At 62.6% G+C, this 14802-nt stretch carries 12 protein-coding genes; 10 read left to right on the top strand and 2 right to left on the bottom strand.

The window, feature by feature from the left end:
• Positions 1-26: 26 nt before the first annotated feature.
• The 4 genes from MHH62_RS13565 (at position 27) to MHH62_RS13550 (ending at position 5829) form a co-directional block, all read left to right on the top strand.
• Positions 27-695: an ABC transporter ATP-binding protein gene (locus MHH62_RS13565; RefSeq protein WP_020301318.1), complete on the top strand. Its 669-nt coding sequence runs from the start codon at positions 27-29 to the stop codon at positions 693-695.
• A 1-nt stretch (position 696) separates the two neighbouring features.
• Complete coding sequence (locus MHH62_RS13560; RefSeq protein ID WP_339230966.1) at positions 697-3159, top strand: FtsX-like permease family protein; 2463 nt, start codon at positions 697-699, stop codon at positions 3157-3159.
• Positions 3149-4213, top strand: coding sequence for a lipocalin-like domain-containing protein (locus MHH62_RS13555; RefSeq protein ID WP_020301316.1), 1065 nt, complete (start codon positions 3149-3151; stop codon positions 4211-4213). Before MHH62_RS13560 ends, MHH62_RS13555 begins: the two co-directional genes overlap by 11 nt.
• Before the next feature lie 167 nt (positions 4214-4380).
• Positions 4381-5829, top strand: coding sequence for a hypothetical protein (locus tag MHH62_RS13550; protein ID WP_020301315.1), 1449 nt, complete (start codon positions 4381-4383; stop codon positions 5827-5829).
• 5 nt (positions 5830-5834) lie between these two features.
• Here the strand turns inward: MHH62_RS13550 and MHH62_RS13545 are convergent, their stop codons facing one another.
• Entirely contained in the window at positions 5835-6536 is a 702-nt protein-coding gene (locus MHH62_RS13545; protein ID WP_339230962.1) for a sterol desaturase family protein, read from the bottom strand.
• A 294-nt stretch (positions 6537-6830) separates the two neighbouring features.
• Here MHH62_RS13545 and MHH62_RS13540 point away from each other — a divergent pair, with 294 nt between their 5' ends.
• The 6 genes from MHH62_RS13540 to MHH62_RS13515 all read left to right on the top strand — a co-directional run bounded on the left by MHH62_RS13540 (position 6831) and on the right by MHH62_RS13515 (position 13788).
• A complete protein-coding gene (locus tag MHH62_RS13540; protein WP_339230960.1) occupies positions 6831-7754 on the top strand; it encodes a substrate-binding domain-containing protein in 924 nt (307 codons plus the stop codon).
• Positions 7755-7817: 63 nt separating this feature from the next.
• Positions 7818-9326: a sugar ABC transporter ATP-binding protein gene (locus MHH62_RS13535; RefSeq protein WP_019821216.1), complete on the top strand. Its 1509-nt coding sequence runs from the start codon at positions 7818-7820 to the stop codon at positions 9324-9326.
• The gene (locus MHH62_RS13530) at positions 9292-10284 is read left to right on the top strand and encodes a ribose ABC transporter permease (RefSeq protein WP_339230957.1); all 993 of its coding nucleotides are present in this window, start codon (positions 9292-9294) and stop codon (positions 10282-10284) included. The genes MHH62_RS13535 and MHH62_RS13530 overlap by 35 nt, the downstream gene beginning before the upstream one ends.
• Before the next feature lie 25 nt (positions 10285-10309).
• Positions 10310-11389, top strand: coding sequence for an erythritol/L-threitol dehydrogenase (locus MHH62_RS13525; RefSeq protein WP_014719046.1), 1080 nt, complete (start codon positions 10310-10312; stop codon positions 11387-11389).
• A 1-nt stretch (position 11390) separates the two neighbouring features.
• On the top strand, positions 11391-12923 hold the full coding sequence (locus MHH62_RS13520) for an FGGY-family carbohydrate kinase (protein ID WP_339230954.1): 1533 nt from the start codon (positions 11391-11393) through the stop codon (positions 12921-12923).
• 139 nt (positions 12924-13062) lie between these two features.
• Positions 13063-13788 carry an SDR family oxidoreductase gene (locus MHH62_RS13515; RefSeq protein ID WP_014719044.1) on the top strand — a complete coding sequence of 242 codons (726 nt, stop codon included), beginning with the start codon at positions 13063-13065 and terminating at the stop codon, positions 13786-13788.
• On the opposite strand, the gene MHH62_RS13510 is transcribed toward MHH62_RS13515, so the two are convergent.
• On the bottom strand, positions 13785-14789 hold the full coding sequence (locus MHH62_RS13510; protein ID WP_014719043.1) for a LacI family DNA-binding transcriptional regulator: 1005 nt from the start codon (positions 14787-14789) through the stop codon (positions 13785-13787). The genes MHH62_RS13515 and MHH62_RS13510 overlap by 4 nt on opposite strands.
• Positions 14790-14802 lie beyond the last annotated feature (13 nt).

The raw sequence follows: 14802 nt of genomic DNA, 5'->3' as shown, positions 1-14802 counted from the left end.
TGCTGGTCCTTCAGATGAGCGTTCTTATGTTGCAGGTGCAAGGTGTTGTTAAAAACTACGCGACCCCGCAAGGCCCGCTGACCGTCCTGGCCGGCGTCGACCTGCACCTGGGTGAGCGCAGCAGCCTGGCGCTGATGGGCGAATCGGGCAGTGGCAAAAGCACCTTGCTGCACCTGGTAGCCGGGCTGGACCGAGTGGACGCCGGCAGCATCCGCATCGGCGAGCAGCGCCTCGACCAACTCAACGAAGGGCAACTGGCCCATTGGCGCCGCACGCAAATCGGTCTGGTCTTCCAGCAGTTCAACCTCATCGGCAGCTTGCGCGTGGAAGACAACCTGGCGTTCCAGGCGCGGCTGGCGGGGCGTTTCGACCCGCACTGGCAAGCGCAATTGGTGGAGCGCCTGGGACTGGGCGACTTGCTCCGGCGTTACCCCGAGCAACTCTCCGGTGGCCAGCAGCAACGGGTTGCCGTCGGGCGGGCGCTGGCCTCGCGACCGGGTTTGTTGCTGGCCGATGAGCCCACCGGCAACCTCGACGAAGCCACCAGCGATGAAGTGCTGCAACTGCTGTTGGACCTGCTGCGGGACAGCCCCACCAGCCTGCTGATGGTCACCCACAGCCCGCGCCTGGCCGCACGGCTTGACCGGCAAGTGGTGCTGCACCGTGGCCGTGTCGTGCCAATGGACGCGCGCTGAAATGGCGCTGTTTTACTGGACGCTACGCGCATTGCTGAGCCACTGGCGGCGCCATCCGGTGCAATTTTTCAGCGTGCTCACCGGCTTGTGGCTGGCCACCGCGCTACTGACCGGCGTGCAGGCCCTCAACAGCCAGGCGCGGGACAGCTACGCACGCGCCAGCCAATTGATCGGTGGCGAACCCCAAGCCAGCCTGGTTGCGCCGGACGCCGCCAGTTTCCCCCAGGCACTGTTTGCCGAGCTGCGCCGCGCCGGCTGGCCGGTATCCCCGGTGGTGCAGGGGCGGGTGGTGCTCAAGGGACATGAGCAACAGCGTCTGCAATTGATGGGCATCGACCCTGTGTCGTTGCCCGGCAGCGGCAGCGTGGCGGGGCAACGCTTGAGCCAGGCGCAGATGCTGGCGTTTTTCGAGCCGCCGGGGCGTACCTGGGTCGCTGCGCAAACGTTAGAGGCGCTGGGGTTGCAGGCGGGCGAGCAGCCGCTGACGTCCACCGGGCAACGCCTGCCACCGTTGCATGTACAGGCCGATATGGCGCCCGGCCTGCTGCTGACCGATATCGGCTTTGCCCAACCCCTGCTCAACATGCCCGGGCGCCTGTCGCGCTTACTGTTGGACAACACCTTCGCCGCCCGCCACCCCGCGCCACCCGCCGCGTTGCAACTCAAGCAGGGCGAGGACAACAACCTGTCACGCCTCACCGAGAGCTTTCACCTGAACCTGGATGCGGTGGGTTTTTTATCCTTTGTGGTGGGGTTGTTTATCGTGCATGCGGCCATCGGCCTGGCCCTGGAACAGCGCCGTGGCCTGCTGCGAACCTTGCGCGCCTGTGGGGTCAGCGCACGCATGTTGATCCTGAGCCTGGGCATTGAATTGGGGTGTTTGGCGGTGTTGAGCGGTGTGCTCGGTATCGCCAGCGGCTACCTGCTGGCCAGCCTGTTGCTGCCGGATGTCGCCGCCAGTTTGCGTGGCCTGTACGGCGCCGAAGTCGCTGGCCAATTGAACTTGAGCCCCTGGTGGTGGCTGGCCGGCCTGGGCGTGAGCCTGCTCGGCGCGTTGCTCGCCGGAGCCAGCAGCCTGTGGCGCGCAGCGCGTTTGCCGTTACTCGCGCTGGCCAACGCCCAAGCCTGGCATCAAGCCCATGGGCGCTGGCTGCGGCGCCAGGGCTGGGTGGCATCCGCCGCCTTGCTGATCGCGTTGCTGGCACTGTGGCTGGGCGATAGCCTGGCCGCCGGGTTTGTGCTGATGGCGGCCTTGCTGTTGGGCGCGGCGTTGGCACTACCGGTGCTGCTCAATGGGTTATTGAAAGCCGTGCTGGGGCGTAGTCGCTCGGTACTGGGCCAGTGGTTCCTGGCCGATTGCCGCCAACAACTGCCGGCCTTGAGCCTGGCGCTGATGGCGTTGCTGTTGGCCCTGGCGGCGAATATCGGCGCCGGCTCCATGACCTCGGGCTTTCGCCAGACCTTCACCCATTGGCTGGAGCAACGCCTCACCGCCGAGCTGTACCTCAACCCGCAAAATCCGCAGCAGGCCGAGCAACTGAAAACGTGGTTGACCCGTCAGCCCCTGGTGCAGGCCGTATTGCCCGCCTGGCAGGTGGCGGTGCAACTGCAAGGCTGGCCCGCGGAGGTGTTCGGCGTGGTCGACAACCCCACTTATCGTCAACACTGGCCGCTGCTGGAGGCGGTGGACGCGCCCTGGGACCGCTTGCTGCAAGACGACAGCCTGATGCTCAGCGAACAACTGGCGCGACGCCTGAAGGTGCAACTGGGCGACACGGTGTCCATCCCCACTCCGCAGGGCACCTGGGCGCCGAAGATCGTCGGCATCTATGCCGACTACGGCAACCCCAAGGGCCATCTGCTGGTCAATGTCCAGCACCTGTTGGCGCATTGGCCGACGCTCTCACCGGCGCGCTTCAACCTGCGGGTGGCGCCCGCTGACGTGCCGCCGCTGATTCGTGAAGTGCAGCGTGAGTTCGCCCTGGAAGACAGCCGCATCGTCGATCAACAGCAACTCAAAGGGTGGTCCAGCCAAGTCTTCGAACGCACCTTCGCCGCCACCGCGGCGTTGAACAGCCTGACCCTTGGCGTCGCCGGCGTGGCATTGTTCATCAGCTTGCTGACCCAGAGCCAAAGCCGCCTCGGCCAACTCGCGCCGCTGTGGGCGCTGGGCGTGACGCGCCGACAATTGATGCTGCTCAACCTCGGCCAGACCTGGCTGCTGGCGGTACTCACATTGATCCTGGCGTTGCCGCTGGGGCTGTTGCTGGCGTGGTGCCTGGATGCGGTGATCAACGTGCAGGCCTTCGGCTGGCGCCTGCCGTTGCAAGTATTCCCCGGGCAGCTTGCGCAATTGCTGGGGCTGGCGATGCTTGCCACCTTGCTCGCGTCGGCCTGGCCCCTCTGGCAGCTGTACCGCAGCCGCCCGGCGGATTTGTTGAGGACGTTCGCCCATGAAGATTAAGGCATTGGCGTGCATCGCCTGGTTACTGCTGAGCGGCTGCGACCAGGCGCCCGCACCCGAGGACAGTTTCGCCGGGCTGGGCAGCGATGCGGCGGACTTTGCCCAGGTGGTGCCCGGCAAAGTCTTCAGCTTTCCCGAGGACCACGGGCCCCATGACGGCTTTCGTATCGAATGGTGGTACGTCACGGCCAACCTCAAGGATGACGAAGGCAATGTCTTCGGCGTGCAATGGACGCTGTTTCGCAACGCATTGAAGGCCGGTCCCGTCCAACCGGGCTGGCGCGATTCAACCGTGTGGCTCGGCCACGCCGCCGTCACCTCGGCCACCCGGCACTACGCCGCCGAACGCCTGGCTCGGGGTGGCGTCGGCCAGGCTGGGGCTCAGGCAGAGCCATTCAACGCCTGGATCGACGACTGGAACTTCGCCAGCCGCCCCGGCACCGCCAGCCCCTTGGCCGACATGCGACTCAAGGCCAGTGGCGCGCAATTTGCCTACGATCTGCACCTGACCTCCAGCCGCCCGCTGGTGCTGCAAGGCGACCATGGCTACAGCCGCAAATCCGACCAGGGCCAGGCGTCGTACTACTACAGCCAGCCGTTTTTCACTGCCAACGGCAGCGTCAGCCTCGACGGCCATACCTACCAGGTCAGCGGCCCAGCCTGGCTCGACCGCGAGTGGAGCAGCCAACCCCTGGCCGCCAGCCAGACCGGCTGGGACTGGTTCTCCCTGCACCTGGACCGCGGCGCGCAACTGATGCTGTTTCGCGTGCGGCAGAAAGACAGCGACGGTTACCTCACCGGCACCTGGATCGACGCCCAGGGCCACACCCAGACCTTGCACAACAGCGACATCCAACTCACACCGCTGACCACCACGGCCATCGACGGGCGCAACATTCCCACACGCTGGTCGCTGAAAATTCCCGGCAAACAGCTGGACATCACCACCGAAGCCGTCAACCCGAAGGCGTGGATGGACCTGGGTATTCCGTACTGGGAAGGGCCGGTGCGGTTTGAGGGTGGGGTGGGGTATTTGGAGATGACGGGCTACTAGGAGGCTACAGCTGAGTTAATTTTTCCCTACGACTCGACGGGTAATACTCCCACAGATTTTTTAAAAAATACTGTACATGCATACAGTATTGTCCTACAGTCCATCCCAGGTGACCGGATGTCACCGGTTACCTGAGCTTCAATTTTTTAACTATGGATGGATAAAAAATGAAATCGAAAAAAGCCTTCATTCTGGGCGCGGCCATGGCGGCCTCTTGCTTCGTTTCGGCCTTTGCCCTGGCCGAGCAAACCCCGGCAAAACTCAGCGCGCAGGCGGTCAAGCAGGCCGTGGACAAAGCGTTGAAACCTGGCGGTACGCTGGAAAAGGCCAGCGTCTCGGGCGAGCTCAAGCAAAAGCTCAATGCCGCCAAGACCGGGCAGTCCAACGTCGTCAAAAAAAGCAAGGCAGCCGTCGGTAATGTGGCGATCGACTCCCCGGTTGGCCAGCTGGAAAAACCTGACTCGGCGCACATGAAACAGGCCGCGGTTGCAGCCTTCACGCCGTTGTTTCCCACCTTGGATATCAACACGCTTTACACTCTCACCGGTGTGGAGACCGGCGCGCAAATCGCTTACCACTTCAACCTGCCGAAAAACGCGCGAATCCAGGTGCAGCTGCTGAACCAGAGTGCCGGCACGGATATGTCGTTGACGCTGTTCCATGACGACGGCCAAGGCAACCTGACGCCGTTGGGCACCTCGGATAACCCCGGCAGTGCCGATGAATACCTCAACGGCGTGTTGCCGGCTGGTGACTACTACTGGTTCATGGTGGCCAATGCCGCGAGCAACTCGCAGTTCAGTTTCGGTGTGGCAGTGGACAGCAATATTGATGCCTACGAGCCCAACGACACTGAGCAAACCGCGTTCGCGCTGCCGGATGCCTTGAACCAGGTGACCGGTAACCTCGACAGCGTCAATGACGTGGATTACTTCTCCTTCGTCTCGTTGCGTGGCCAAGGTGTGGGCATGTTCCTGGGCGATGACGGTGCGGGCACGCGTAACCAGTGGATCTTCGAACGGTTCGATGGCACCCAGTGGGTGGAAGTCCCGCAGGGCTCTACTTCTACCTATCCCAACCTGACGCCGGGCTACACGGTCAAGGTGCGCGTGCGGGCCAACCCGGCGGTGGCATTGAACCCTCAGGCTCAATACAAGCTGACCCTCGGCTCGGCGCCACGCCTGAACCAGCACAATGTGAACGGCGATAACGTGGTGCGGATTCCCAGCTCGATCTTCCAACTGGCCACCCAGGCGGCTCGCAATCTGAGCTGGAGCACCCAGTGGTCAGACAGCACTGGCGAGCCCCTGCGCGGCGTCACTCCTGTACTGCGGGTCGACAAGCATTTTGGCGCCACTTACAACTGGGTCGACTATGAGGCCAAGACTGGCATCACCGGCGCGGCCTCGGGGAATGTCGCGCTGGGCACCTGCTCTGGGGACTACAAAGTGCGCTACCCGGACAGCGCCTCGGGCCAGACCTACAACTGGGAAACCTGGTTCAACGAGGGCGGCTGGCGCATCGAGCTCAGGGAGTTCCCTGGTGTGGGCGTGGGTGGCAATACCGTCCAATACGTCAGCCTCGGCCACATCTGCAGCCAGACTATCGTGCGCTGATTGATCTATGTGTGTGAAGCGGGGGGCAGTCCAGTTGGACTGCCCCTTTTTTTTACCGCGGGTTCCCAATGCAAAGTGCCAAATAGATAGTCCATCAACGGCAGCACGATGTTGAAGTTACGTCCCTGCATCAGCTCACGACGGTGGTGCAAGGCGTGCAGGCGGTGCATCTGGCGAATCCAAGGCAGGCGCGCCACCGGGTGTTCGGCAGGCAGGTGTTCGCAGGCGTGGAACACTTCGTAGAGCAGGTAACCGAGGATCATGCACCCGGCAAACAACCCGGCAACGTTGGCGCTCAGTTGGCTGAGCAGCCACCAGGCGGGGAGGGTGATGGCCAGGCTGTGCAGCACGATCAGCCAGGCTGGAAACAGGATGACACGCCAGTCCCGGGGGCTGTCGTAAGTCATGTGATCAGGGGTGAAGAAGCTGTGGTGGTCGCCAGTGTGGCGTGCGTAGAACAGCCGGGCGAAGGCATGTTTGTGATGGCCCAGGTGGCGGTGCACGAGATAGATACACAGGTTGAAAAACAGCAGGCTCAAGGGCACGGTCAGCCACTGGAGGGCGGTGATATCGGCGGTGGAGGACCAGGCCAGCGTGATGCAGGCGATGCCGTAGCCAAGCACGAATGCGGCGTGCAGCCAGGGGTTGTAACGCGGGTTGACGCTTGCGCGGTAACGGTCGCGGAAAGTCTCGGTCGGGTGGGGCATGGCCGGCTGCTCGCTGTGTTTTTATTTGAGGCTGAGCTTAGTTGGCGTAAGCGGATGTGCGAGTTTTTACTGACCACCTCATCGCCCTGTGGGAGCTGGCTTGCCTGCGATGGCGGTGTATCAGGGCCAGATCAGTAGACTGACACTGCGCTATCGCAGGCAAGCCAGCTCACATATTTTTGCCCGAGACCGACCAGTGGAGGCTTGCACAGGTCTGAATTAATTGTTAGCTTCTGGCAAAATGTTAACGATAACATTTGCTCTAAAAATAAAAACAAAACAGAGACCCACGCCATGAAAATGCTCCCAAAAACCCTGTGTTTACTGGCTGCCAGCATCACCCTGGGCAGCGCGACCCCCGCGTTTGCCGACGCCGCCAAGCCCATCCGCATCGGCGCCTCGTTCCAGGAAATCAACAACCCCTATTTCGTCACCATGAAAAACGCCCTGGAAGAAGCCGGCGCGACCATCGGTGCCAAGTTGATCATCACTGACGCCCGCCACGACGTGTCCAAGCAGGTCAGTGATGTCGAAGACATGCTGCAAAAGGGCATCGATATCCTGTTGATCAACCCCACTGACTCCGTCGGCGTGCAATCGGCCGTCAAGTCGGCCCATGCTGCCGGCGTCGTAGTGGTGGCGGTGGATGCCCAGGCAGATGGCCCGTTGGATTCGTTCGTGGGCTCGAAGAACTTCGACGCTGGTTTCCAGGCCTGTGAGTACCTGGCTAAAACCATCGGTGACAAAGGCAATATCGCTATCCTTGACGGCATCGCCGTGGTGCCGATCCTCGAACGTGTGCGCGGCTGCAAAGAGGCGGTGGCCAAGCACCCGGACATCAAGATTGTCAGCATCCAGAACGGCAAACAGGAACGCGATCAGGCCCTGACCGTCACCGAAAACATGTTGCAGGCCCAGCCTACCCTCAAGGGCATTTTCAGCGTGAATGACAATGGCTCCCTCGGCGCGCTGTCGGCCATCGAAGCCAGCGGTATGGACGTGAAGCTGGTCAGCGTCGACGGTGCGCCGGAAGCGATCAAGGCGATCCAGAAACCCGGCAGCCATTTCATCGCCACCTCGGCCCAATACCCCCGCGACCAGATCAGCCTCGCCCTGGGCATTGCCCTGGCCAAGAAGTGGGGCGCCCAAGTACCGGCCAGCGTGCCGGTGGACATCACCCTGATCGACCAGGCCAAGGCCAAGGACTTCAGCTGGTAAACCCCCCAGGCCCCGCGTAGTTCGTGGGGCCCAGGTCTTCCTTCTGAGTGCGAGGTCGGCGGTATGAGCAGTCTTCTGAAGCTGGAAAACATCTGTAAGCGTTACCCTGGGGTGCAGGCCCTCAAGGCCATCAACCTGCAAGTGGAGCGCGGCGAAATCCACGCCTTGCTCGGGGAAAATGGCGCGGGCAAATCCACCCTGATGAAGATTCTGGGCGGGGTCGAGCACCAGGACGAAGGGCAGATCCTTATCGATGGGCAGGCCCGACAATTTGCGACCTATCGGGATGCGATTGCCGCCGGGATTGGCATTGTGTTCCAGGAATTCAGCCTGATTCCCTACCTCACGGCGGTAGAAAATATCTTCCTTGGCCATGAGCTGAGCAACCGCTTCGGCCTGTTGCGCAAACGCGAAATGGCCGAGGCCGCGCAGGCGTTGTTCCAGCGCCTCGGGGTCAGCATTGACCTGCACTGCGCGGTCAAGCACCTGAGCGTGGCCGAGCAGCAGTTTGTCGAAATCGCCAAGGCCCTGGCCCTGGATGCACGCCTGCTGGTGCTCGATGAGCCGACCGCGACACTGACTCCCAGTGAGGCCGAGTTGCTGTTCGAGATCATGCGCGAACTCAAGCGCCAAGGCGTGGCGGTGATTTTTATCTCGCACCATCTGGAAGAGATTTTCCAGGTCTGCGACCGCATCAGCGTCCTGCGCGACGGCAGCAATGCAGGCGTTACCGAAGTGGCCGACAGCGATATCGATCACTTGGTCGAGATGATGGTCGGCCGCCGACTGGAATGCAGTTTCCCGCCCAAACCCAGCAGCGAACGCGGCCCCTTGCTGCTGGAGGTCAAGGATATCCAGCTGGTGCGCAACGGCCCCCACAACCGTTTCAATTTGCACAAAGGCGAGATCCTGGGCTTCGCCGGCCTGGTGGGCTCGGGCCGCACCGAGCTGGCCCTGGGCATGATGGGCGCGCTGCCCACGATGAGCAAAGACGTGTGGCTGCGCGGGGAAAAAGTCAGCCTCGATGACCCGGCTCAAGCCCTGGCCCACGGCATCGGCCTGCTCCCCGAAAGCCGCAAGAGCGAAGGGCTGATCACCGCCTTCAGCATTCGCGAAAATATCTCCCTGAACAATTTGCCCAAGTATCAGCACGCCTCGGGCCTGATCGACAAGGCCCGCGAGTGCGCCAGCGTCGAAGCGCTGATGCGCCAGCTGTCGATCAAGGCGCCCAGTGGCGAAAGCCTTGTGGTGAACCTCAGCGGCGGCAACCAGCAAAAAGTCGTGATCGCCCGCTGGATCAACCACCACTGCGACGTGCTGGTGTTCGACGAACCCACACGCGGCATCGACGTGGGGGCCAAGGCGCAGATCTACGCGTTGATGCGCAGCCTCACCGAACAGGGCTACGCGATCATCATGATTTCCTCCGAGCTGCCCGAAGTCATCGGCATGTGCGACCGCGTCGCCGTGTTCCACAAGGGCGCCATCGTCAAGGTACTGGAAGCGTCCGCCGTCAATCCTCAAGAGGTCATGCGCCATGCAACAGGGGGCTCAAGTGAATACGTCCATTAACACCGTCGGCACCGGCCGCTTGCGCCTGAACCTGGCGCGGCTGCTGCGTTCGCCGGCGTTTTATCCCTTTGTCGGGCTGGTGGTGGTGACCCTGGTGATGATCCTCGCCAGTGACACCTTCCTCACTGCCAGCAATCTCTCCAACATCGCCCGCCAGGTGTCGATCAACGCCATCATCGCGGTGGGCATGACCTGCGTGATTCTCACCGGCGGTATCGACTTGTCGGTGGGGCCGGTGATGGCGTTGTCCGGCACCTTGACCGCCGGGCTGATGGTCGCCGGGTTGCCGCCGGGCCTGGCGATTGGCATGGGGCTGCTGGTGGGCGTGGCCTTCGGCATCGGCAACGGGCTGTTCGTGGCGTACCTGCATATGCCGCCGATCATCGTCACCCTGGCGACCATGGGCATCGCCCGTGGGTTCGGGCTGATGTACACCGACGGCTATCCGATTTCCGGCTTGCCAGAGTGGTTCGCATTCTTCGGTCGCGCCAGTGTGTTTGGCCTGCAGGTGCCGATCCTGATCATGCTGATCACCTACCTGGCGGCCTATGTGCTGCTGCAACACACCCGCATCGGCCGCTACATCTACGCCATCGGCGGCAATGAAGAAGCGGTGCGCTTGTCCGGGGTGCGAGCGGCGCGTTTCAAGCTGCTGGTGTATGGCATCAGCGGCTTCACCGCCGCGATTGCCGGGCTGGTGCTCACCTCGCGCTTGATGAGCGGCCAGCCGAATGCCGGCGTGTCGTTCGAGCTGGATGCGATTGCCGCCGTGGTACTGGGTGGTGCGTCGATTGCCGGCGGCCGCGGAGTGATCATCGGCACCTTGCTCGGCGCCATGCTGCTGGGCGTGTTGAACAACGGTTTGAACATGCTTGGCGTGTCGCCCTACGTCCAGAGCGTGATCAAGGGCGGGATCATCTTGCTGGCGATTTTCATCAGCCGTCAGCGCCATCGTTAATACCTCACTACACAGGACCGAACACATGGACAAGCACACTCACATGCAAGCCGTCGTCTGCCACGGCCCGAAAGACTACCGCCTGGAGCGCATCGGCAAACCCCAGGCGCGTACCAATGAGCTGGTGATCCGTATCGCCGCCTGCGGCATCTGCGCCAGTGACTGCAAGTGCCACTCGGGCGCGGCGATGTTCTGGGGCGGCGACAACCCCTGGGTCAAGGCGCCGGTAGTACCGGGCCACGAATTTTTCGGCTACGTGGTCGAAGCCGGCGAGGGCGCCGAGGAGCACTTTGAGGTCAAGGTCGGTGACAAGGTCATCGCCGAACAGATCGTGCCGTGTGGCAAATGCCGCTTCTGCAAATCAGGCAAATACTGGATGTGCGAAGTGCACAACATCTTCGGCTTCCAGCGCGAAGTGGCCGAAGGCGGCATGGCCCAGTACATGCGCATTCCCAAGACCGCCATCGTGCACAAGATCCCCGAATCGGTGTCCCTTGAAGACTCGGCGCTGGTGGAGCCGATGGCCTGCTCGATCCATACCGTCAACCGTGGCGATATCCAGCTCGACGACGTGGTGGTGATTGCCGGCGCGGGTACCCTTGGCCTGTGCATGGTCCAGGTCGCCGCGCTGAAGACCCCGAAAAAACTGGTGGTGATCGACATGGTCGACGAGCGCCTGGAACTGGCGAAAAAGTTCGGCGCCGATGTGGTGATCAACCCCGCCCGTGACAACGCTCGCGAGATCATCAACGGGCTGACGGACAACTACGGCTGTGACGTCTATATCGAAACCACCGGCGTACCGGCCGGCGTCACCCAGGGCCTGGACCTGATCCGCAAGCTCGGGCGCTTTGTCGAGTTCAGCGTGTTTGGCGCCGAGACCAGTGTGGACTGGTCGATCATCGGCGACCGCAAGGAGCTCGACGTGCGCGGCGCGCACCTGGGCCCGTATTGCTACCCGATCGCCATCGACCTGTTCGAGCGTGGCCTGGTCACCTCCCAAGGCATCGTCACCCATGATTTCCCGCTGGACGACTGGGCCGAGGCGTTTGAACTGGCCAATTCGACCAAGTCGATCAAGGTGCTGTTGAAGCCGGTGCTCTGAGATGGACTACGTCATCGGTGTAGACATTGGCACCCAGAGCACCAAGGCGCTGCTGGTGGATGCCCAAGGCACGATCATCGCCCAGCATAGCCACGGCTACCGGGTGGACACCCCGAAAGTGCGCTGGGCCGAGCAGTGGCCGCAGGTGTGGCTGGATGCTGTCGAAACTTGCGTGGCCCAGTGCATGGCCAAGGCCGGGGTGCCGGCGCCGCTGGTCAAGGCGCTGTGCATCAGCAGTTTGTACGGTGGTTCGGGCATTGCTGTGGATGCGCAGATGACGCCGCTGTACCCGTGCCTGATCTGGATGGACCGCCGCGCCGGCGAGCAGGTGGCCTGGGTGCGTGAGCATGTGGACCTGGAGCGCTTGTTCGCCATCACCGGCAACTCGGTGGACAGCTACTACGGCTTCACCAAGATGCTCTGGCTCAAGCAGCACCAGCCTCAGGTGTGGGCGGATACCCGTTACCTGTTGCCGCCCAACAGCTACATCAATTGGTGCCTGACCGGCGAGTTGGCGGTGGACCACAGCAGCGCCGGGAATATCGGTGGTGTCTACGACGTGGCGGCGCGCAACTGGTCAGGCGAGATGCTGGAGGCGTTGGGTATCGCGCTGTCGATGATGCCCCAGCGGTTGCTGTATTCCGGCGAGGTGGTGGGTGGTTTGCTTGCAGACTGGGCCGCACGCCTTGGCTTGCAGGCGGGCACGCCGATCCTCGCTGGGGGCGTGGACGCGGCCATGGCGACCCTGGCGGCGGGTGTCACTCAGCCAGGCAATCATGTGGCGATGATCGGCACCAGCATGTGCTGGGGCTATCTGAACCAGCAGGTGGATGCACGTCACGGTTTGGTGAGCATGCCCCACGTCTACAACGGCCACCGCGACCTGTACATCTTCGGCGGTGCGATCACCGCCGGGGCCTCGGTCAGCTGGTTTCGCGAGCAGTTCTGCCAGGCCGAAGAACAGCAGGCCCAGGCCACGGGGCAAGACAGCCTGGCGCTGCTGGAGCAGAGCGCGATGAAGATTCCGGCAGGCAGCGAAGGCGTGGTGTTTTTGCCTTACTTGATGGGCGAGCGCAGCCCGGTGTGGGATGACCGCGCCAGCGGCAGTTTTGTCGGGCTCAACCTCTACCACAGCCGCTTTCACCTGTACCGCGCGGTGCTGGAGGGCGTGAGTTTTGCCCTGCGCCACAATATCGAAGCGGGCAGCCAGGGCGCGCATTCCCTGGACCCGCGCTTGATTGTGGTGGGCGGGGCGAGCCATTCGGACCTGTGGATGCAGATCATCGCCGACGTCACACGCTATCCGGTGTACACCATCGTGCAAGAGGTAGAAGCGGCCCTGGGCGCGGCGTTGTTGGCGGCGCATACGGTGGGGCTGGTGAGTGATGGGCAGATGGACACGGGTTGGGTGCAGTTGCAACTGCGGGCGCAGCCCAAGCGGGAGAATGTCATGACCTATGACCGGGCGTTTGCCGAGTACCTGAAGCTGTATCCGGCCCTGAAACCGGTCATGCACAACCTGCAAGCCACCTGATTCAACACAGTCCAAAAATGTGGGAGCTGGCTTGCCTGCGATAGCGGAGTGTCAGTCTCCTTATCGGGAGCTGATACACCGCTATCGCAGGCAAGCCAGCTCCCACAGTGGGTCTTCATTGGTTTTGAGATCTTTATTTATGACCACCACCTTCGACTTCTCGCACCAGCGCATCCTCGTCACTGGTGCCAGCAGCGGCATCGGTCGCGAAATTGCCCAGCAACTGATCGCCAGCGGCGCTGAAGTCTTCGCTCTCGGTCGCGATGCCCAGGCGTTGGCTGCATTGGGGTGCCACACCCTGTGCGTAGATATCGCTGACAGCGTCGCCCTCGACAAAACCCTGCAAGATTTGCCGCCTCTGCACGGTCTGGTCAACTGCGCCGGTATCTCACGCCTGGAGCCTGCCGCGGCCATCAGCGCCAGCGCCTTCGACCAGGTGATGAGCGTCAACGCCCGCGCCGCTGCGCAAGTGGCCAGCCGGGTCGCGGCAAAGATGATCGAAGCGAACATGGCGGGCAGCATCGTCAACGTCTCCAGTCAGGCGTCGTTGGTGGCGCTGGACGATCACCTGAGCTACTGCGCCTCCAAGGCTGCACTGGATGCGATCACCCGCGTGCAATGCGCCGAGTGGGGCCGTTTTCGCATACGCGTCAACAGCGTCAACCCCACCGTGACCTTGACGCCGATGGCGGCCATGGCCTGGTCCGACCCGGCCAAGCGCGACCCGGCGCTGGCAGCGATTCCTTTGGGGCGTTTTGCGCAACCGGCGGAAGTGGCGCTACCGGTGCTGTTTTTGCTTAGCGACGCGGCGAGCATGATCAGTGGCGTCAGCCTGCCGGTGGACGGCGGCTACACCAGCCGCTAGCCGTTTTCCAACTGCCCGGCGATGACCACTTTGTCCCGTGGCTTGTGCGGGTCTTGCAGGCGGTCAAGTAGCAGGCGCACGGCACTGCTGCCGGCCAGGGATGCATCATGGGCTACGCAAGCGATGGGCACGCCGAAGATATCGGCAAAGGGCAGGCGGTCGATGCCACAGATGGTCAGGCTGTCATGGGCGATGTTGTGCATGCGCAAGGCGCGCAGGGCGCCCAGGGTGATCAACTGGTTGAAGCCCATGATCGCATCCGGCGCCGAGTGTGCGGCCAGGTAGTCGAGAGTATGTAAATAAGCCGGCATCAGCGTGTAGTCGCCCGCCTGCACCTCGACCTGAATGTCGGGGTGCTCGGCCAGCACTTCGCGCAGGCCCTTGAGGCGCTCCACGCTGATGCGCGAGTGCTCGGGGCCGGTCAGCACCAGCAGGCGCTTGAGGTTCGGGGTTTGGCGTAACAGGTAGTGCGCGGCTTGCAGGCCGCTGTGGTAGTTGTCGAGCACAACACGGCTGAACGGGCTGTCGTGGATCGTGCGATCGAGCAGTACCACCGGGGTCTTGCCGTTGCCCAGGCGCTCCAGGTAGTCGGGCTGGTAGCTTGGCTCGTCGGAAACCGGCGACAGGATGATCCCCGCCACGCGGTAGCCCAGGAGGGTATCGACTGCCTTGCTTTCGAGTTCTTCAAGTTCATCGGTGTCCACCAGCATGATGGTGTAGCCGTGCTTTTTCGCCTCGCGGGAAATGGCCTTGATCATCTCGCTGTAGAACGGGTTGTCTACCGATGCGGTGATGACCCCGAGGATCAGGCTTTCACTGCGCTTGAGCCCACGGGCGAAGGCGTTGGGCACGTAGTCGAGCTCGCGAGCCACTTCAAGAATGCGCGCCAGGGTGGCGGGTTTGACCAGGTCGGGTTTGCTCAGGGCCCGGGACACCGTAATGGTGGTCATGCCGACCCGTTTGGCAATGTCGCTGATGGTGACGGACTTTTTCTTGTTCATCGGTAAGGCTGCG

The sequence above is a fragment of the Pseudomonas sp. FSL L8-0168 genome, assembly GCF_037976155.1.
Lineage (GTDB): Bacteria > Pseudomonadota > Gammaproteobacteria > Pseudomonadales > Pseudomonadaceae > Aquipseudomonas > Aquipseudomonas paracarnis.
This window is presented reverse-complemented; position numbering and strand designations above follow the sequence as displayed.